At 48.3% G+C, this 18,268-nt stretch carries 15 protein-coding genes; 5 read left to right on the forward strand and 10 right to left on the reverse strand.

What is annotated here, in order from left to right; translation table 11 throughout:
• Window positions 1–86: 86 nt before the first annotated feature.
• From A31E_RS01580 to A31E_RS01570, 3 genes are all read right to left on the reverse strand, one after another.
• Window positions 87–1,472 (reverse strand): restriction endonuclease subunit S, encoded by a 1,386-nt coding sequence (locus tag A31E_RS01580; RefSeq protein WP_016249547.1) that lies wholly within the window; start codon window positions 1,470–1,472, stop codon window positions 87–89.
• The gene (locus A31E_RS01575) at window positions 1,459–3,081 is read right to left on the reverse strand and encodes a type I restriction-modification system subunit M (RefSeq protein ID WP_016249548.1); all 1,623 of its coding nucleotides are present in this window, start codon (window positions 3,079–3,081) and stop codon (window positions 1,459–1,461) included. Before A31E_RS01575 ends, A31E_RS01580 begins: the two co-directional genes overlap by 14 nt.
• Window positions 3,082–3,144: 63 nt before the next feature.
• Complete coding sequence (locus tag A31E_RS01570) at window positions 3,145–4,311, reverse strand: restriction endonuclease (RefSeq protein ID WP_016249549.1); 1,167 nt, start codon at window positions 4,309–4,311, stop codon at window positions 3,145–3,147.
• Between the two features lie 196 nt (window positions 4,312–4,507).
• Between A31E_RS01570 and A31E_RS01565 the strand changes: the two genes are divergently transcribed.
• Together A31E_RS01565 and A31E_RS01560 are read left to right on the forward strand one after the other, a co-directional pair.
• Complete coding sequence (locus tag A31E_RS01565; RefSeq protein ID WP_016249550.1) at window positions 4,508–4,795, forward strand: BrnT family toxin; 288 nt, start codon at window positions 4,508–4,510, stop codon at window positions 4,793–4,795.
• Window positions 4,782–5,084: a BrnA antitoxin family protein gene (locus tag A31E_RS01560; RefSeq protein ID WP_000063150.1), complete on the forward strand. Its 303-nt coding sequence runs from the start codon at window positions 4,782–4,784 to the stop codon at window positions 5,082–5,084. The genes A31E_RS01565 and A31E_RS01560 overlap by 14 nt, the downstream gene beginning before the upstream one ends.
• A 33-nt stretch (window positions 5,085–5,117) precedes the next feature.
• Here A31E_RS01560 and yjiA read toward each other — a convergent pair whose 3' ends face one another.
• From yjiA to btsT, 3 genes are all read right to left on the reverse strand, one after another.
• Window positions 5,118–6,074, reverse strand: coding sequence for a GTPase (yjiA, locus tag A31E_RS01555; RefSeq protein ID WP_001297640.1), 957 nt, complete (start codon window positions 6,072–6,074; stop codon window positions 5,118–5,120).
• A 10-nt stretch (window positions 6,075–6,084) separates the two neighbouring features.
• Window positions 6,085–6,288, reverse strand: a complete 204-nt coding sequence (locus tag A31E_RS01550; protein WP_000467859.1) for a YbdD/YjiX family protein — start codon at window positions 6,286–6,288, stop codon at window positions 6,085–6,087.
• A 119-nt stretch (window positions 6,289–6,407) separates the two neighbouring features.
• Entirely contained in the window at window positions 6,408–8,558 is a 2,151-nt protein-coding gene (gene btsT / locus A31E_RS01545; protein ID WP_016249551.1) for a pyruvate/proton symporter BtsT, read from the reverse strand.
• Between the two features lie 513 nt (window positions 8,559–9,071).
• Between btsT and tsr the strand changes: the two genes are divergently transcribed.
• Window positions 9,072–10,733, forward strand: a complete 1,662-nt coding sequence (gene tsr / locus A31E_RS01540; protein WP_016249552.1) for a methyl-accepting chemotaxis protein — start codon at window positions 9,072–9,074, stop codon at window positions 10,731–10,733.
• 42 nt (window positions 10,734–10,775) lie between these two features.
• On the opposite strand, the gene A31E_RS01535 is transcribed toward tsr, so the two are convergent.
• The 3 genes from A31E_RS01535 to A31E_RS01525 all read right to left on the reverse strand — a co-directional run bounded on the left by A31E_RS01535 (window position 10,776) and on the right by A31E_RS01525 (window position 13,551).
• Window positions 10,776–12,047 (reverse strand): TRAP transporter large permease, encoded by a 1,272-nt coding sequence (locus tag A31E_RS01535; RefSeq protein ID WP_000118645.1) that lies wholly within the window; start codon window positions 12,045–12,047, stop codon window positions 10,776–10,778.
• A complete protein-coding gene (locus tag A31E_RS01530; protein ID WP_001210260.1) occupies window positions 12,044–12,517 on the reverse strand; it encodes a TRAP transporter small permease in 474 nt (157 codons plus the stop codon). Before A31E_RS01530 ends, A31E_RS01535 begins: the two co-directional genes overlap by 4 nt.
• Window positions 12,518–12,579: 62 nt before the next feature.
• Window positions 12,580–13,551, reverse strand: coding sequence for a C4-dicarboxylate TRAP transporter substrate-binding protein (locus A31E_RS01525; protein ID WP_001468480.1), 972 nt, complete (start codon window positions 13,549–13,551; stop codon window positions 12,580–12,582).
• Window positions 13,552–14,281: 730 nt separating this feature from the next.
• On the opposite strand from A31E_RS01525, the gene A31E_RS01520 reads away from it, so the two are divergent.
• Window positions 14,282–15,934, forward strand: a complete 1,653-nt coding sequence (locus A31E_RS01520) for a Na+/H+ antiporter (protein ID WP_001468481.1) — start codon at window positions 14,282–14,284, stop codon at window positions 15,932–15,934.
• Window positions 15,935–16,056: 122 nt separating this feature from the next.
• On the opposite strand, the gene A31E_RS01515 is transcribed toward A31E_RS01520, so the two are convergent.
• Entirely contained in the window at window positions 16,057–16,962 is a 906-nt protein-coding gene (locus A31E_RS01515) for a GntR family transcriptional regulator (protein WP_000091590.1), read from the reverse strand.
• A gap of 138 nt (window positions 16,963–17,100) precedes the next feature.
• Between A31E_RS01515 and A31E_RS01510 the strand changes: the two genes are divergently transcribed.
• Entirely contained in the window at window positions 17,101–18,123 is a 1,023-nt protein-coding gene (locus A31E_RS01510; protein ID WP_000106014.1) for a zinc-binding alcohol dehydrogenase family protein, read from the forward strand.
• Window positions 18,124–18,268 lie beyond the last annotated feature (145 nt).

Here is an 18,268-nt window from a genome sequence, read left to right on the forward strand (position 1 = left end):
CCAACCCTGGCTAATTTCTGGTAAGCATTCCCGTATCAGTAGAAAACCTTACCAGAAAGCCCCTGATTTTACAGGGACAAAATGCGTTATGCAGCTTCTGTATCGGTGGTGAGATCCGGAAGATCTTCCATGGATAGCTCGCCGGAGATAAGTTTCGGGAGCAGGGTGTCGCGGAGGTTGGTTAGTGAGACTCCACATTTTCTATTTTTACTAAAGCGATGGAATAAAGGGGTGCTAAATTTCTCAAACTCTTTAAGCAAAACCATTGGGGGATTTAGGAATGATATATTTTTCAAATGTGTTGAAGGCCGAGCAATTGAAGGAACACCAACCTGAGAGGCGTTAGAAAGCAGAGCATGTTGTCCTTTTTCTGACCTAAAATAATGAATCAAATAGTACGGGGATGATTTTGATTCATTTACGCGTAAGAAAAATTGACGTTGGGAAATTATATATCTGTCATATTCAGAATCTTCAGGAATTAAAGAAACTTGGCCAATATTACCTGCATGTGTAAAAATTATGTCTTTTCTATATACGGCAGAGTTCTTGAGCTTTTCAGCATGCTCTGGAGTAATGAAATTATTATCCCCATCGATAAGAAGGGGGGCTTTCAGATGTTGACCGCTTATAATGGGTACACCAGCATTAACAAATGTGGATACTTTAATATTGGAACCAAATGGTCCCATTCCTATTTTTAATGCAACATCTTCAGTTCTAACAATACTCCATCCTTTCGGCACCCAACCCAGCTCCGTTTCTTCAAATTCATTTGGGAAAAGCGAGCGGATTTCAGCCGGAAGCGGTTTAAAATCTGCACTATTACGTACTTTTTGACGCAATTCGACGCGAGATTGCAGAGGTTCTGGGATAGGGTTCCCTGCATCCAGAGCGTTATCAATCACCGGATCAAAATCCACAAACCAGGATTTGAAAAGGGTTTTGGACATTTGTTCCAGCGTTTTATTAATTTTTATATTGATTTCAATTTTGTCATCGAGTTTCTTAAGGAATTCACCAGCCTCATATCTGACATTAGAAGATGGAAAATCATATTCGAAATTTGATAGCGATTGCCATGAAACACGCTGACGACCAGAACTGCCGGTCATTTGAGATTGAGCGTAAAGTCTAAACTCTGGAAGACGAGTTAAATAATATAAGTAATTGGTGTCTCTTGACTCATTTTTGGCAGCCATTACAATAAATTCAGTAGATCCAAAAGCAATTTCATTATCACTTAGACCTGAAACAAGGCATGTCTTTCCATTTTCTAAACAAGGCGTGATTCGAGCAAATAATATATCTCTGTTTCTAAATTTAGAACCACTTCCAGTGTAAATTTTAGAATCAACCTTATTTATATCCCGTCCATTTTCTGGAACAGAAGACATTTCAATAAAAGATGCTACCTCCCCTTTTTTGAGGGGCCTTTTAGGGTTGAATTCTACAAGTTCAGATATTTTCATAACCCAGCGCCTCCAGATTCTGGCGAATCGCACGATCCAGTTCTTCCGCCTGCTTCATCTGCTCAAACAACGTCTTCGACAACTCCCGCATTTTTGTCTCGAATGCTACGCCGTCTTCTTCCTGCTCGGCTGCACCCACATAGCGGCCCGGTGTCAGAACGTAGTCGTTATCTTTAATATCTTGCAGGGTCGCAACTTTGCAGAAGCCAGCCAGGTCTTCATATTTTTCCAGCTTGCTGTCACCACGCGCAATCCGTGCAGCCAGTTCTTCCGGCGTACTGCGCCAGGCATGGTAGGTATCGGCGATGGTGGCAATATCTTCCGTCGTTAACTCTTTAGTTGTGCGGCTAATCATAGTGCCGAGGTTACGCGCATCAATAAACAGCGTCTCGCCCTGACGATCACGATAACCTTTGGCCGGATCGGCAGCCTTCGATTTGGTCATAAACCATAAACACACCGGGATCTGCGTGGTGTAAAACAACTGACCTGGCAGAGCGATCATGCAGTCGATCAGATCATTTTCGATCATCTGTGCACGGATCTCGCCTTCACCGCTGGTGTTAGAACTCATCGAACCGTTTGCCAGCACAAAACCTGCTGTACCGTTAGCCGACAGCTTGGAGAGCATATGCAAAATCCAGCCGTAGTTGGCGTTACCGGTTGGCGGCATACGATAACCGGCAAAACGTGGATCTTCGGTTAATTCGGCTTCATTACGCCAGTCTTTCAGGTTGAACGGCGGGTTCGCCAGAATGTAGTCGGCTTTCAGATCCGGGTGCTGGTCGTTAAAGAAAGTGTTTGCCGGGCGTTCGCCAAGGTTTGCTGAAAGACCGCGAATAGCGAGGTTCATTTTTGCCAGTTTATACGTCGTGGCTGTCAGTTCCTGACCATACAGCGCGATATCACGGCTTTTACCCTGGTGGCTCTCGACAAATTTCACCGACTGCACGAACATCCCCGCCGAGCCGCAGCACGGGTCATAAATTTTGCCCTGGAAGGGTTCGAGCATTTCAGTTAACAGCGTAACCACACATTTGGGCGTGTAGAACTCACCACCGCCTTTGCCTTCGGTTGCGGCAAACTTACCGAGAAAGTATTCGTAAACGCGTCCGACCAGGTCTTCTTTCGATAACGTTTCAACGTCAGTTTCGTGTGCCAGCGTTTCGATGTTGTCGATGGTATCAATCAGTGACGCCAGCTTTTTGGTTTCCAGATTCTGACGGCTGAAGTAGTTGTCTGGCAGCGCGCCTTTCAGGGTTGGGTTACGTTTCTCAATGGTCGAGAGGGCGGTATCAATACGAACCGCAATATCGTCCTGTTTGGCATTTTGTTTGATAAACGACCAGCGCGCCTCTTCCGGCAGGTAGAAAATGTTGTCCTGCTGGTAGAACACTTCCATCTCAAGGAAGTCTGCTTGCCCATCGGCAATCATTTTTTTGCGGCGTGCTTCAAACTTATCGCTGATGAATTTCAGGAACACGAGGCTTAACACCACGTGCTTGTATTCGGAGGATTCAACGCTACCGCGAAGCTGGTTTGCGGTATCCCATAATGTTTCTTCAAAGCCTTTTTTTGCTTTGGCTTTTTTAGTTGGTGCTTTGGCCATGATGAACTCTGTTCAGATAAATTGGGTCGCTATTGTAATGGTAGAGGCGGCAGATTTCGCCCTTTAATCCATCTCCAGCTCATCAAACAACTGCAAATCTACATCCAGCAATTCCACTGCATTGCTGCGGCGAATGCCGACGTTATTTTCGATTAACAGTTCCAGTAAGCGATCGCCATCGATAAGCGTAATGGGCGCTGCCCCCGGAAAGAGCGCCGCTTCTGCACATTTTGCCGCAAATTTCCCGGTGGTGATGAGCGTACCGCGAATGGCTTTGTGGTAAGGCAACGCCCCGCGCAACTGGTCGATATACGGGCGAGTGATAGTGTTCTGCATTCTTTTGACCTGCACCACTTCGGTAATGGTGGTGATGCCGACCTGCACCTGACCAATCACGTCCACACCTTTATCGCCTGAGGCTTTGGTCACTTCGACCTGTTCGTAGCCCATTGCCTCCAGTAATTGGCCGACCAGTTGCTCAAACTTGTACGGGTTCATCGTGCTGATTTGTTCGCGCAACAGCTCTTTTTGCTGCTCGTTGTAGCGTTTCACTGCTTCCAGCAGCTCTTTACGGGGATCACTTTTTCGTGCTGGCAACGCTTTTCCAAGCCAGGCGCGCCCGGTGTCGGTAATGCGATAGCTCATGCCTTCACGGTTAACCATGTCACGGTCGATAAGGTTATAGAGACGGGAGTAGAGCGTGCTTTTTACCGAACTGGCGGAAGCGAATTTCGAATGCTGATGCAAAAAGGCCTGCCATTCCGGCAATAAATCGGCGCGGCGCGACATTTCGCGGCCAGCCAGCAGCTCAAGCAGTTGCAGAATGCCTTCCTGATCGTCCAGTGAACGCAGCGTTTTTTCGTCATCTTGCAGGAATTTTTCCCCGCGCGAGGTGGGCTGCCAGGTATCATCTGGCGTGCTTTCCATCAGCTCAAACTGAGGATAGTTGAGGAATAAGTAGCAGCCGTAGCTGTGGCGCGGGTTCAGAATATGATTATCAGTATCCCAAATACGACGGGCGATGTCGGCATCTTCACCCGTTAAGCGTTCGCTGATCCACAGGTCGGGTTCTGACCAGTCAACGGGTTTTTGCGGCGTACCGGTTTGCTCGTGAATGGCGGTAATCATATTGCGCACCGCTTTCAGAGAATAGCCTGATACGGCTTTCATCATAGCCTTAACTTGCGCATAGGTAGGAAAAAGCGGAGTAATAACTTTGTAGTTTTTCACGGTAATCCCTTAACGACAGCGAGGTGCTTAGTGTGCCACGTCAGGCGAGAAATTCTATTGGATGAATCAAGTCCAACTCACACATTGTCAATTTCATGGTTGATTATCCAAAACGTGATGCTATTTCCAACATCAACGCTATAATTACAGAACAATTGTAGATACATTTTTGTATATACAATTAGGGATGGCAATTATGCCAATGGAGTTTGAATGGGATGCAAACAAGGCCAAAAGTAATCGGGTGAAACATGGCATCCGCTTTGAAGATGCGGTGTTAGTGTTTGATGATCCACAACATTTGTCACAGCAAGATCGCGTAGGAAACGGTGAGTATCGCTGGCAGACTATCGGCCTGGTACACGGCATCGTAGTTATTCTGGTTGCGCATATCATCCGTTTCGAAAGCGGAAATGAAATTATTCGAATCATTAGTGCACGAAAAGCAGATCGTAAAGAGAGGAGTCGCTATGAGCATGGTTAAACATAAACGAGGGACACCCTCTACACTCGATGTGCAGCATGAGGCCGAACTGAAGGCTCTGGCGAATAAATCCGACGAGGATATTGATTACAGTGATATCCCTCCTTCCAGCGATGAGCAATGGTCAAACGCCGAACGGGGTAAGTTTTATCGGCCATTGAAAACCCAGGCTTCGGTGCGTATTGATGCTGATGTGATGGAATGGCTGAAGCGGCCAGGTAAAGGCTATCAAACCCGCCTGAATGCAATTTTACGTGAAGCGATGCTGCGCGATCAGAACAAAAAATAATTCAGGCCGCCAAGTGGCGGCCATCATCCCAACTTACTTCCTCAACCCCGCAAACGCTGCCCTTATCTCTTCCTCCGGCAACTGGATCCCAATAAACACCATCGTGCTATGCGGTTTTTCATCGCCCCACGGGCGATCCCAGTCGGCGCTGTAGAGGCGCTGGACGCCCTGGAACAGCAGGCGGTTAGGTTCGCCGTCAATCCACAGCATCCCTTTGTAACGCAGCAGTTTATCCGCCGACTCCAGCAGCAGGTTTTCCATCACCCGGGAAACTTCGCTGATATCTACCGGGTAATCCAGTTCCACCACAATCGACGAAATATCGTTTTGTTTATCCGCGATAAAGTGGAAACGCGGTTTGGTGCTGACAACGTTCTCTTCCAGCATAAAACCGTTGGTGTTGAACAGCAGACCCAGGTCGATGTCGCCGTGAGTGACGGTGTAGACCGGTGCACGGGCGTTGATGCGCGCCAGGCGTTCACGCAGTTTTTCTGCTTCGCCAGCGACGTCGGTTTTGGTCAGCAGAATACGGTCGGCGTAGCCAACCTGTGACTGGGCGATAGTGAACTGGTTCATCTGCTCATCGGCATGTACCGCATCTACCAGCGCAATCACGCCGTCCAGCAGGTAACGCTGGCATAAAATCTCATGGGAGAAAAAGGTCTGAATAATCGGGCCGGGATCGGCCATGCCGGTGCATTCAATCACCAGACGATCGAACTGAATATTGCCCTTGTCGAGATTATCCAGTAGGTCGAGCAGCGCATCTTCCAGTTCGTTGGAGCGGGAACAGCAGATGCAGCCGTTGGTCAGCGTTTTGATCTGCGTGGCGCGGTCGCCAATCAGTTGATCATCGACGGAGACTTCGCCAAATTCGTTTTCAATTACGGCAATCTTATAGCCGTGCTGTTCGTTAAGAATATGGCGTAGCAGGGTGGTTTTGCCCGCGCCTAAAAAACCGGTGAGTAGGGTGACTGCAATCGGGTTCATGCTCTCTCCATTAACAACAGCGCATACCGCCTTTACCATCGCCGCCGTAGCGCGCGTTCTGGCGTTCGCGGAAGAATTCTTCATAGCTCATGTACGGCTTGTCGGGATGGTTGGTCTTCATATGCTCGACGTAGTTGTCGTAGTCTGGAATGCCAATCAACATCTTCGCCGCCTGGCCGAGATATTTTTTTGCCTGTCCTAAGTTACCAAACATTTTGCCTTCCAGATATGCGTAAAGCCCGGAAGCTGTCCGGGCTGGGGATTTGCCGGATGCGGCGTAAACGCCTTATCCGGCCTACGATAGACATTTTGTAAGCCGGATAAGGCAACCGGTTAGTGGTGCGAAGAAATCTTCACGCCGCCTTCCGGGATTGGAACGTACGGTGTTTCTTTGTCAGTACGTTTGTCGCTGTTACGCACCGCAAGCCAGGTTTTGAAACCGTAGAAGATGATGCTGTACACCACAATCAGGAACAGAATACTCAGGCCTGCGTTGGTGTAGTTGTTCACAACGATGTGGTTCATGTTGGCAATCTGCTGTGCCGTCAGGTCAGTACCGTTAGCAATCTTCTCTTTGTACTGGTTTGCCATGTAGAAGAAGCCTTCCATCTGCGGGTTGTTGCTGAACAGCTTCAGACCCAGCGCCCAGGTAGTGCAGATAAGCAGCCATACTGCCGGGATAACGGTAACCCAGATGTATTTAGTGCGCTTCATCTTAATCAGCACCACAGTGCTCAGTACCAGCGCCACGGCTGCCAGCATCTGGTTAGAGATACCGAACAGCGGCCACAGGCTCTTAACGCCGCCCAGCGGATCGACCACACCCTGATACAGCAGGTAGCCCCACAGACCCACACAGCCCGCAGTACCGATGATACCGGCAACCAGAGAGTCGGTTTTTTTCAGGAACGGGATGAAGTTGCCCAGCAGGTCTTGCAGCATAAAGCGGCCAGAACGCGTACCGGCATCCAGCGCGGTCAGGATGAACAGTGCTTCGAACAGAATACCGAAGTGATACCAGAAGCCCATGTCAGCCATCGGCAGCACTTTGTGGAACACGTGAGCGATACCTACCGCCAGCGTCGGCGCGCCACCCGCACGGTTCAGGACAGAGGGTTCACCAATGTCTTTCGCAGTTTGCAGGATCTGTTCCGGCGAAATCACGAAGCCCCAGGAACTGACAGTTGCCGCCGCGTGTGCGGTAACATCTTTCAGTTGTGCCATGATGACAGGCGCGTTCTCACCACCCATTTCATGCAGGTTAGGCATGGTGATGCCGAGACCCGCTGGCGGGGTGTTCATCGCGAAGTAAAGACCCGGTTCGATGATGGACGCAGCAACCAGCGCCATAATCGCCACGAAGGACTCCATCAGCATTGCGCCGTAGCCAATGAAACGCGCGTCGGTTTCGTTAGCCAGCAGTTTCGGCGTCGTACCGGAAGAGATCAGCGCGTGGAAGCCAGATACCGCACCACAGGCGATGGTGATGAACAGGAACGGGAACAGAGCGCCTTTCCACAGCGGGCCAGTACCATCAATGTACTGAGTCATCGCAGGCATTTTCAGTTCCGGGTTCAGCACCACGATACCCAGCGCCAGGCCGACGATAACGCCGATTTTCAGGAAGGTTGCCAGATAGTCGCGCGGTGCGAGGATCAACCACACCGGCAGCAGCGCGGAAACAAACGCATAGCCAATCAGCGCGAAGGTAATGGTGGTGTCTTTAAAGGTCAGTGCCGGACCCCAGTAAGGGTCGTGAGCAATCACGCCGCCGAAGTAGATAGAGGCAACCAGCAGCACAATACCAATGACAGAGACTTCACCTACACGCCCCGGACGAATAAAGCGCATGTAGATACCCATAAACAGCGCAATCGGTACGGTTGAGCAAACGGTGAAGACACCCCACGGACTTTCGGCCAGGGCTTTAACCACGATCAGCGCCAGTACCGCCAGGATGATGATCATGATTAAGAAACAGCCAAACAGCGCGATAGTCCCAGGTACTGGCCCCATCTCTTCTTTGATCATCTCACCGAGAGATGCGCCGTTACGGCGAGAAGAGATAAACAGCACCATAAAGTCCTGAACCGCACCGGCCAGCACCACGCCTGCCAGCAGCCACAGCGTGCCCGGCAGGTAGCCCATTTGCGCGGCGAGAACCGGCCCCACCAGCGGACCAGCACCGGCGATAGCGGCGAAGTGGTGACCAAACAACACGTAACGGTTGGTCGGAACATAGTTCAGACCGTCGTTGTTAATAACCGCAGGCGTCGCGCGCGTGGGGTCGAGTTTCATCACCTTCTGGGCGATGTACAGACTGTAGTAGCGATACGCCACCAGATACACCGACACAGAGGCGACCACGATCCACAGGGCACTGACGTGCTCCCCCCGACGTAATGCAACTACCGCGAGGCAGAATGCACCGATGATTCCGAGAATCACCCAGGGTATGTGCTTGAATATCTTTTTAGTATCCATAGTAAAACCTGGCATGTATTGATTAATAGTTGGCCGAAGCCGTTCTAGGTTTGCGTTGCGTTTGAGGAGGTAAATTGACCGCTATCCTGCAGTGATGTTGCCAGAGTTACGCGCGCGTAAAGTAAGGTAAATAACTGAGCGGTTATATTAGGGATGTAAGCGGTCAGTTTTGCAGTTGAGCGGTATTGGGCGAGGTTTACGAAGGTTATTTATGTGATGATGATCACACCCAGGGCGAATTTTATCTCCCGGTTGTGTTACTCATATAAAAATTATATTTATTCTATATATATTAAATAACAATATAAAACCACACTTCCCAACCGGTAATATTGTTTTGGCCAATAATATTAAACTATTGGCAAATATTCTCATGTTCAAAATAGATACAATTAGTGTGAAAAAATAAGAAAAAAAAGTGAGGTGAATTTAGCCAGTTTAAAGCCGCTACCTATAAAGTTTTCTCATTCCAGGCCGAAAATCCTGCTATCGGTCAACAGGAAAAGAGAAACCATGCTAAAACGTATCAGGATCGTGACCAGTGTACTACTGGTTTTGGCCATTTTCGGCCTTTTACAACTAACATCAGGCGGTCTGTTCTTTAATACCTTAAAGAAGGACAAAGAATACTTCTCCATTTTACAAACCATTCGCCAGCAGCAATCTACGCTGAATAGCAGTTGGGTTGAGTTGTTGCAGACGCGTAACACCCTCAACCGCGCGGGTATCCGCTACATGATGGATCAGAACAATATTGGCAGTGGTTCAACTGTTGCCGAGCTGATGCAGAGTGCCACTCTTTCACTGAAACAAGCGGAAAAAAACTGGGCAGATTACGAGGCACTACCGCGTAACTCGCGTCAGAGCACAGCGGCTGCTACTGAGATCAAACGCAATTACGATATCTATCACAATGCACTGGCGGAGCTGATCCAGTTGTTAAGTGCGGGCAAAATCAATGCGTTTTTTGACCAACCTACACAGGGATATCAGGACGGGTTCGAAAAGCAGTATATGGCGTATATGCAGCAAAACGATCGTCTCTATGACATCGCCGTCACCGATAATAATGCTTCCTATAACCAGGCAATGTGGGTGCTGGCGTGCGTGCTGATCGTCGTACTGGCGGTGATTTTCGCCGTCTGGTTTGGTATTAAAACGTCGCTGGTGGCACCGATGAATCGCCTGATCGACAGCATTCGCCATATTGCTGGCGGTGATCTGGTGAAATCGATTGAGGTGGACGGTTCCAATGAAGTGGGTCAACTGGCAGAGAGTTTGCGTCATATGCAAAGTGAGCTGGTACGTACCGTAGGCGATGTGCGTAACGGCGCGAATGCCATCTATAGCGGGGCCAGCGAAATCGCCACCGGCAACAATGACCTCTCTTCGCGCACCGAGCAACAGGCTGCTTCGCTGGAAGAGACGGCAGCCAGCATGGAGCAACTGACCGCGACAGTGAAACAAAATGCCGAGAACGCGCGGCAGGCCAGCCATCTGGCATTAAGTGCTTCTGAAACAGCACAACGCGGCGGAAATGTGGTGGATAGCGTGGTACAGACCATGCGTGATATTTCTACCAGTTCGCAGAAAATTGCCGACATTATCAGTGTTATCGACGGCATTGCTTTCCAGACTAATATTCTGGCCTTGAATGCGGCGGTCGAAGCGGCACGCGCGGGTGAACAAGGTCGCGGTTTTGCGGTAGTTGCGGGAGAAGTGCGTAATCTGGCTCAGCGTAGCGCTCAGGCGGCGCGTGAAATTAAGACTCTGATTGAAGACTCGGTTGGCAAAGTGGATGTTGGCTCTACGCTGGTCGAAAGTGCCGGGGAAACGATGGCGGAGATTGTCAGCGCCGTGACCCGCGTGACCGATATTATGGGTGAAATTGCCTCTGCTTCTGATGAGCAGAGTCGTGGTATCGATCAGGTTGGTTTAGCGGTTGTCGAGATGGATCGGGTAACGCAACAGAACGCTGCGCTGGTGGAAGAGTCTGCCGCCGCTGCCGCCGCGCTGGAAGAGCAGGCCAGCCGCCTGACTGAAGCTGTGGCTGTATTTCGTATTCAGCAAGAGCAACAACGTCAGCGCGAAGCGTTGGCAGTAAACAGTGTGGCACCGGTTGCGCCGCGCAAAATTGCCGTTGCCGATAGCGGGGATAACTGGGAGACGTTTTAACACAATGACGCCGGATGAGTGCTTCATCCGGCGTTTTTATCGTTATACCAGGAACAGCGAAATTGCCGGGATATATGTGACCAGCAACAGCATCAGCAGCAGGGCTACCAGCAGTGGCAGAGATTGCTTAAAGAAATTACCTACAGAAACTTGCGTGATATTACACACCAGCAGCATCACGGTGCCCACCGGCGGCGTGAACGCGCCAATCGACAGGTTGAAGATCATGATGATACCGAAATGTACCGGATCGATACCAAAGTGTTCGACCACCGGTTTCAGTAGCGGCACCAGGATCAACAGAATGGCGTTTCCTTCCAGAAACATCCCCAACGTCAAAAGCAATACGTTGATAATCAAAAGGAACATATATTTGTTTTCAGTCAGCGAGGTGACGAAATTCGCCACCGCGACGCCAGCATGTTCCATTGAGAAAATCCAACCCAGGGCGGCGCTGGCCATAATCACCAGCATCACCGACGCCGTGGCGCGTGCGGTTTCACCGAGAGCTTTAACTACGTGGGAAACTTTCATTTCACGGTAGATGAAAAAGCCAATCGCCAGAACGATTAATACCGCTGCGGCACCAGCTTCCGTCGGGGTGAAGATATTCGCCCGAATGCCGCCGACTACGGCAAAAATCAGAAACAGCGCTGGCCACGCCTGACCGAGAGAGAACACCACTTCTTTGCCCGTTGGCCAGCTTTCACGCGAGGGTTTGGCGTTTGTTCTGCGGGCGACGAGGTAGACGGTAAACATCAGCACGACCGCACACAGCAAACCAGGCACCAGTCCGGCGATAAACATTTTGCCGATAGAGACATCCGCAACCAGACCGTAAATAATCAGGGCAATTCCCGGCGGTATGATTGGCGTGACTAACGAACCGCCAGCGGTAATGGCGGCGGCAAAGGCACGGTTGTAACCTTTGCGTTCCATTTCCGGCACCATCATGCGCGATAACATTGCTGCATCTGCAAGGTTAGAGGCACTGACACCGCCCATCATGGTGCTGACGAGAATATTCGCTACGCCCAGACCACCGCGCATTTTCCCCACCAGGACGTTGGCAATTTGTAAAATGCGTTCTGCAATGCCGGTGTAGCTCATTAGCGTACCCAGCAAAATAAAAAACGGAATAGCCAGTAGTGAAGGACTTTGCGTCGGGGCGATTAGCCTCTGGACGGCAATTTCGATCGGCACGCTGGAGAAGAATAAAAAGTAAGCGATGATGCCAATAAACATCGCCAGATAGACCCGAATGTTAAGAAATAAACAGACGATCATTAGCGGGATAATCAATAACCAACTCATTGTTTTTCGTCTCCGCTATGGGGTTGCTTTATATCGGTGATTAACCAGTAAAGGGTATAGAGAGCAGTTGCCAGCGCGCCGACGGGGACCGCCAGATCGATCCAGAACCAGGAAACTTTCAGTATTTGTGTCACTTTAAACTGCGCCATTTCCGCCAGCCGGTAGCCCAGCCAGGCCATATAAAGCAATACGCAGAGGGAGAGAAGGGCGACCAGAACAGCAATCACTCGTCTGATGGTGGCTGGCAGCATATCCATTACAAAAGGGATGGTCAGATGTGCCCGGTCGCGCTCTGCCACGATACCACCTAGCATCACCACCCAAATCATCAGCATCCCGGACATCTCTTCTGTCCACTGAATCGGTTGGCCGATGAAATAGCGCATAAATACTGCTCCAATTGTCATCACAACCAGAACAAACAGCGCAAAGGCAGCGCTAAACTCTGCCAGTTTGCCGAAAAAACGCATGAAACCTCCTGTAAGGGCTTGTCCTGCTTTTGTGAAAAAAGCAGGACGATTAGCATCGATACTTATTTCAGTTGTTGTTGAATGGTTTCATAGAGGCCAGGTGTCCACTCCGGGAACTGTGAGTAAACTTCGCGGGCTTTCTTACGGAATGGTTCGGTATCAGGATAGATAACCTCTACACCTTCAGCTTGCATGGCTTTCAGCATTTCAGCATCGCGCTCAAGAGTGAGCTTCTGGCTATAGAGCCCAGCTTCATAACCAGTCTGGTGAATCATTTCCAGTTGTTCCGGGGAGAGGGTGCTAAAGAAAGCTTCGCCACCAATCCAGACGGAGGTGTTGGTAAGGTAATTCACCATCGTCAGGTATTTCGCCTGCTCATAGAGTTTTTGTCCTTGCAGAACAGAAATCGGGTTTTCCACTCCGTCAATAACGCCCTGGGTTAACGCAGGATAAACTTCACCTAATGGCATTGGCGTTGGGGTTGCTCCCATCGCCTGAATAGCTTTTATCTGCATGACATTATTAGGCACACGGATTTTTAATCCCGCGAGGTCTTCAACTGTGCGGATAGGTTTTTTAGAAATGATCTGCCGGGTGCCATAAAGATAATTATTCATAACCACATGAATACCTTTTTTCTTCAGGCTTTCATTTTTCTGCTTGAACCAGTCACTTTCATATATTTTGAACAGCTTTTGCGGATCGTCGGTTAAATAGGGGCCAAACAGAATGCCCAAATCTGGTTCATAATCAGCGAGGAATGCGACATCACTCAGGGTAATAACATTCATCCCCATCATGGCTTGTTCAGTCACATCCTGTTTTGATCCCAATTGGGAACTGGGGTAAAGCGCCAGTGTTATTTCACCACCACTTTTTTTATTCAACAGATCCGCCCAGTGGCGCATGACAACATCCAGTGGTTCGCCGGGGTTATTTTCATAGGCAACTTTTATCGAAATCGGTTTTGCCTGAATTATTGTCGGCAGAAAAAGGGTGCTGACAGTAATTAGCATTGCTATTATTTTACTCATCTTCCACGTACTCCATGTTATAGAATAAATAACTCCAACATTACTATCTGGAGAGAAACATCATGAAAAAGTTGTCGTCTGTGCGAAAATAATCAGCGAATAGACTGACTGCTGCAAATGTTTCGTGAATTCGTGCTCCTGGTATGACTTTGCTGCTTTTAATCGGTTTTTAATATGATTTTTATTGTATATCCTTAAGTTATGCAATGTCTGATGAGTAATGGTCTGTTTTCAGATAGATAAGCATTTTTTTAGTATGCGTGTAGTTAGCGTATTTGTTGCGATTTTATAAGGCGGCGACAGGCTATTTCACATAAGGAGTGATTGTTTTTATTTTATAATCTACTGATAATTATTTAAATTGATAATATAAACAGAATAAATTTTCGGTTGACGGTGTATAGCGATATCCTTTAAATTTGTTAAATGCTGAATTGATTCATTTTTGTCAGTTATGTTATCGCCGGGTATTAAAAATGAGAGGTTATTCATATCTGGTTGAAATGTTTGAGTAAAAAAGTTTTTCTGTTGCGTATGCATGAGGAGGGTAGATCATAACCATTCACACTATGAATAAACAAAAGAAAAATAATAAGTTGCATTTCTTAATATACTCTCGTGAGTAAATGTTGCGATTAACGATTAATTGTAAGTAATAGATTGGATGTTATTCTTATGAAGTTAGGTTAGTTATATCCATTATTTATGCATGAGGATGCGGAGTAATTATATGGAAATACTTTTAACGATTTTAATTCTTACTCTGGTTGTTTCATTAACCAGTGTGCTGACACGTCTGTCTCCCATCCAGATTCCACTTCCTTTAATCCAGATTGCTGCCGGTGCATTACTGGCTCAGCCCATTTTTGGTTTACATGTGGAATTTAATCCTGAACTTTTCCTGTTATTGTTTATTCCACCGTTGTTGTTTGCTGAAAGTTCAAAAATACAACCTAAAGAGTTGATCAAACACAGTCGGGAAATCGTAGGTCTGGCGCTGATCCTGGTCTTAATCACTATTTTTGCCGTCGGCTACGTTATTCATTTACTGTTACCGAATGTTCCGCTTATTGCGGCGTTTGCATTGGCTGCGGTGTTGTCGCCAACGGATGCTGTCGCATTGTTGGGGATCGTCGGTAAAGGACGAATCAACAAAAGCATTCAGGAAGTGCTTGAAGGCGAAGCATTAATGAATGATGCCTCCGGTTTGGTGGCGTTGAAGTTTGCTGTCGCAGTGACTATGGGGACGATGGAATTTAGCGTGTATGGTGCGACTATCGCCTTTTTTGTCGTGGCAGTGGGCGGTATTGCCGTTGGGATCGCCGTTACCTGGTTATATGGTAAAGGACTGTTGTTGATCAGCCGTTACGCTCACGATGAGCCTTCAATCCAGATCGTGTTGATGTTGCTGCTGCCGTTTATTGTTTATCTGGTGGCGGAGCATTTTGGTTTATCCGGCATCCTCGCCGCTGTTGCCGCAGGGCTAACGACCAGCCGTATTGGCGTCGTGCATCATGCGCCTATACGACTGAGAATTAAGGCGAAAAGCTCCTGGTCAATGCTGGAATATGTCTTCAACGGCATGGTATTTTTGATTCTGGGCTTGCAGCTTCCGGCCATCATTTCGGAATCACTGACCCGCGCACAACACGATCCCTTAGTGCAAACCTGGTCGCTGGTGCTGGATATTGTGTGGATCTACCTTGCATTGATGGTTATGCGCTTTGGTTGGCTATGGTTGATGCGTCTGTACAGCCGCAGGCGGAAAAGTAATCATCCAATGCTGTTTGCCGGATACAAAACACGCCACTTGTTGTTAGCGACTTTTGCTGGCGTTCGTGGGGCTATAACTCTTGCGGGGGTGCTTTCTATACCGTTATTACTGCCCGATGGTGAACCGTTCCCTGGGCGCTATTTGCTGGTGTTTCTCGCTACCGGGGTGATCCTCTTTTCGTTGCTGTGCGGCATTATCATTCTGCCGCTGTTATTGGGGAAAAATGTTAGCCTGTTTAGCGATAACCGGCAGAAAGAAGAGATCGCCGCCGATTTGTTTATGTCTAAAATGGCTATCCTGAGCGTGCAAAAAACTCAGCAACGTTTGCTTGGTGCCAGCACGGAAAACCTCGATAATGAATTAATTATGGAAACCGGGGCCAGAATTATCGATTATATGCGGCGTAATGATGATGATATGTCGGCAAACGATAATTCGTTGCATATGCAACGGACAAAACTGGAAAGAACATTTAATCTGGCGGCGCTGAATGCCAAACGTGCAGCTATTTATCAAATGCGAGCAAGGCAAGAAGTGTGTGATGAAACACTGGCTAAAATTGTCAGTGAATTAGATGTACTGGAAGCATTAATTATGGACAGCCAATAATTTTATTGTTGTTTAATCAATAAATGATGGCTGAGTGTTGTTAACTCAGCATCGTTTATTATTGGCTTGATTTTTATGCCGTGATATAAACTCGGAATAGTAGTTTTTAATCTGTACTTAATTTAACGATGATGCTGTTTGACTGAGCGAATCATCGATTGCCTGGCGGTATCGAGATGATTACGCAGCGCGAGTACGGCATCTAAATCACTGCGGCAAATTAGCGCGCTAAGAATCGTCATATGCTCATCAATGGCAATAATATTACGTTGTTTCAGATCGCTTTCATCCCACTGATAATGACAGTGAAAAATCACCGATATAATTTCAAGTGTTTGATTAAAAAAGATGTTGTCAGCCGCAGATAGCAGCATGGCATGAAAATCGCGGTCTAACTGCGAAAACATACGAAAATTACTGCCAATGCTGTCACGCAGTGTCCGGTGGCGTTCGAGCAGTGTTTTTGCCTGTAGCCAGCGTGAATCATCATCTGGCAAATTCAGAAAGTGCTGTAACGCGTGTGTTTCCAGCATCTCCCGCAGTTCAAACAGTTGTTCGGCATAAGACTGATCGAACTGCTTCATGCTCCACTGCCCGCGTTTTTCGCTCTGAATCAGACCATAGCGGCCAAATTTTAAAAGGTATTCTCGAACCACGACCGGGCTGACGCCTGCCGTCCGCGCCAGTTGCAGCTCGGAAAAACTCTCTCCGGCGCGTAGCTGACGCTGGTTAATCATGGTGAAAAATGCCTGCTCGAAAATGTAGTTTTGCTCTGTCAGCGAGACTGTGATGCAATCGAAACCATCGTTCTGTTCGGGTTTGCGGGCGACAACATAATCCTTTCCCACCTGGGTGAGCACGCCGCATGCGCTTAAATGCTGGAGTATGTGGCGTACCGTGGTGCGGCTAATGTTATACATTTCTGCCAGTCCACTTTGTGAAGGGAGTGGGGATGGAATATTTCCCCGCGCCATATCTTCAATCACCTGGTTTATGACGTTATGACGTAAATTCTGTGAACGACTCATTGTTCCCTCCAGTACGGCATTAAAAACCGATTTAAAACATTTTTATGCGTGATCATCCGCATATTTCATGGGCAAATTCAGTCGCTCTTATAAATTCGACGATATCTGGGAGTAATAAAATAAAAGGAGCAGTGAATCATGTCTACAATGAAAGTCTTAATTTGTCAGAAAATAAAGAGTTTAGTCTGGAAAATCCGGGAAAGGCCGGTGGCAGGCGACGATGAAGCATTAATTAAAATTAAAGCTGTCGGAATTTGTGGTACAGATATTCATGCTTGGGCGGGTAATCAGCCATTTTTTAGCTACCCACGTGTTTTAGGTCATGAAATATGTGGGGAGATTATTGATGCAGGGAAAAATATTCACAATTTTAATATTGGGCAGCAAGTTGCAGTAATTCCGTATATCTCTTGTCAGCAGTGTCCTGCGTGTAAAAGTGGTCGCACCAACTGCTGTGAAAGAATTTCAGTCATTGGTGTGCATCAGGATGGTGGTTTTAGTGAGTATCTGGCAGTGCCTGCGGCTAATTTGCTACCCGCAGACGGCATTGACCCGCAGGCGGCTGCGTTGATTGAACCTTTCGCCATTAGCGCTCATGCGGTACGTCGTGCGGCAGTTGCGCCCGGCGAGCAGGTGCTGGTGGTCGGTGCGGGGCCAATCGGTCTGGGCGCGGCGGCAATCGCTAAAGCTGATGGTGCACAGGTGGTAGTGGCAGATACCAGTCCGACTCGCCGTGAGCATGTAGCAACGCGTCTGGAACTACCGGTGCTGGATCCTTCAGCAGAGGATTTTGATGACCAGTTGCGGGCGCAATTTGGTGGTTCTTTGGCGCAGAAAGTGATCGACGCGACGGGTAATCAACATGCGATGAATAACACAGTTAATCTGATTCGCCACGGCGGCACGGTGGTATTTGTCGGCCTGTTTAAAGGCGAGTTGCAATTCTCTGACCCGGAGTTCCATAAAAAAGAAACCACAATGATGGGTAGCCGCAACGCCACGCCGGAAGATTTCGCGAAAGTCGGGAGATTGATGGCGGAAGGGAAAATCACGGCTGACATGATGTTAACCCATCGCTATCCGTTCGCCACGCTGGCGGAAATCTATGAGCGCGATGTAATTAACAATCCTGAGTTGATTAAGGGCGTTATTACTTTCTGATAATCGGATATTGGTAAAGTTGCCATGCAGCGCTCGGGGACGTGTTGGGCGCTGTTTTTTTTACGTTTCAATAATATACCGCAGGACGGATAAGGCGTTCACGGCGCATCCGGCAGTTGTGTGCCGATGCCTGATGCGACGCTTG

Origin of the sequence: Escherichia sp. KTE159, from assembly GCF_000408805.1 — a bacterium.
GTDB classification, from domain to species: domain Bacteria; phylum Pseudomonadota; class Gammaproteobacteria; order Enterobacterales; family Enterobacteriaceae; genus Escherichia; species Escherichia marmotae.

Bases quoted from the DNA above. Each gene is read 5' to 3' on its own strand.
- A31E_RS01550 (WP_000467859.1), bottom strand. From the start codon at position 6,288: ATGTTTGGTAACTTAGGACAGGCAAAAAAATATCTCGGCCAGGCGGCG.
- A31E_RS01560 (WP_000063150.1), top strand. From the start codon at position 4,782: ATGAGCATGGTTAAACATAAACGAGGGACACCCTCTACACTCGATGTG.
- A31E_RS01565 (WP_016249550.1), top strand. From the start codon at position 4,508: ATGCCAATGGAGTTTGAATGGGATGCAAACAAGGCCAAAAGTAATCGG.
- tsr (WP_016249552.1), top strand. From the start codon at position 9,072: ATGCTAAAACGTATCAGGATCGTGACCAGTGTACTACTGGTTTTGGCC.
- A31E_RS01525 (WP_001468480.1), bottom strand. From the start codon at position 13,551: ATGAGTAAAATAATAGCAATGCTAATTACTGTCAGCACCCTTTTTCTG.
- A31E_RS01575 (WP_016249548.1), bottom strand. From the start codon at position 3,081: ATGGCCAAAGCACCAACTAAAAAAGCCAAAGCAAAAAAAGGCTTTGAA.
- A31E_RS01530 (WP_001210260.1), bottom strand. From the start codon at position 12,517: ATGCGTTTTTTCGGCAAACTGGCAGAGTTTAGCGCTGCCTTTGCGCTG.
- A31E_RS01580 (WP_016249547.1), bottom strand. From the start codon at position 1,472: ATGAAAATATCTGAACTTGTAGAATTCAACCCTAAAAGGCCCCTCAAA.
- btsT (WP_016249551.1), bottom strand. From the start codon at position 8,558: ATGGATACTAAAAAGATATTCAAGCACATACCCTGGGTGATTCTCGGA.
- A31E_RS01520 (WP_001468481.1), top strand. From the start codon at position 14,282: ATGGAAATACTTTTAACGATTTTAATTCTTACTCTGGTTGTTTCATTA.
- yjiA (WP_001297640.1), bottom strand. From the start codon at position 6,074: ATGAACCCGATTGCAGTCACCCTACTCACCGGTTTTTTAGGCGCGGGC.
- A31E_RS01515 (WP_000091590.1), bottom strand. From the start codon at position 16,962: ATGAGTCGTTCACAGAATTTACGTCATAACGTCATAAACCAGGTGATT.
- A31E_RS01510 (WP_000106014.1), top strand. From the start codon at position 17,101: ATGTCTACAATGAAAGTCTTAATTTGTCAGAAAATAAAGAGTTTAGTC.
- A31E_RS01535 (WP_000118645.1), bottom strand. From the start codon at position 12,047: ATGAGTTGGTTATTGATTATCCCGCTAATGATCGTCTGTTTATTTCTT.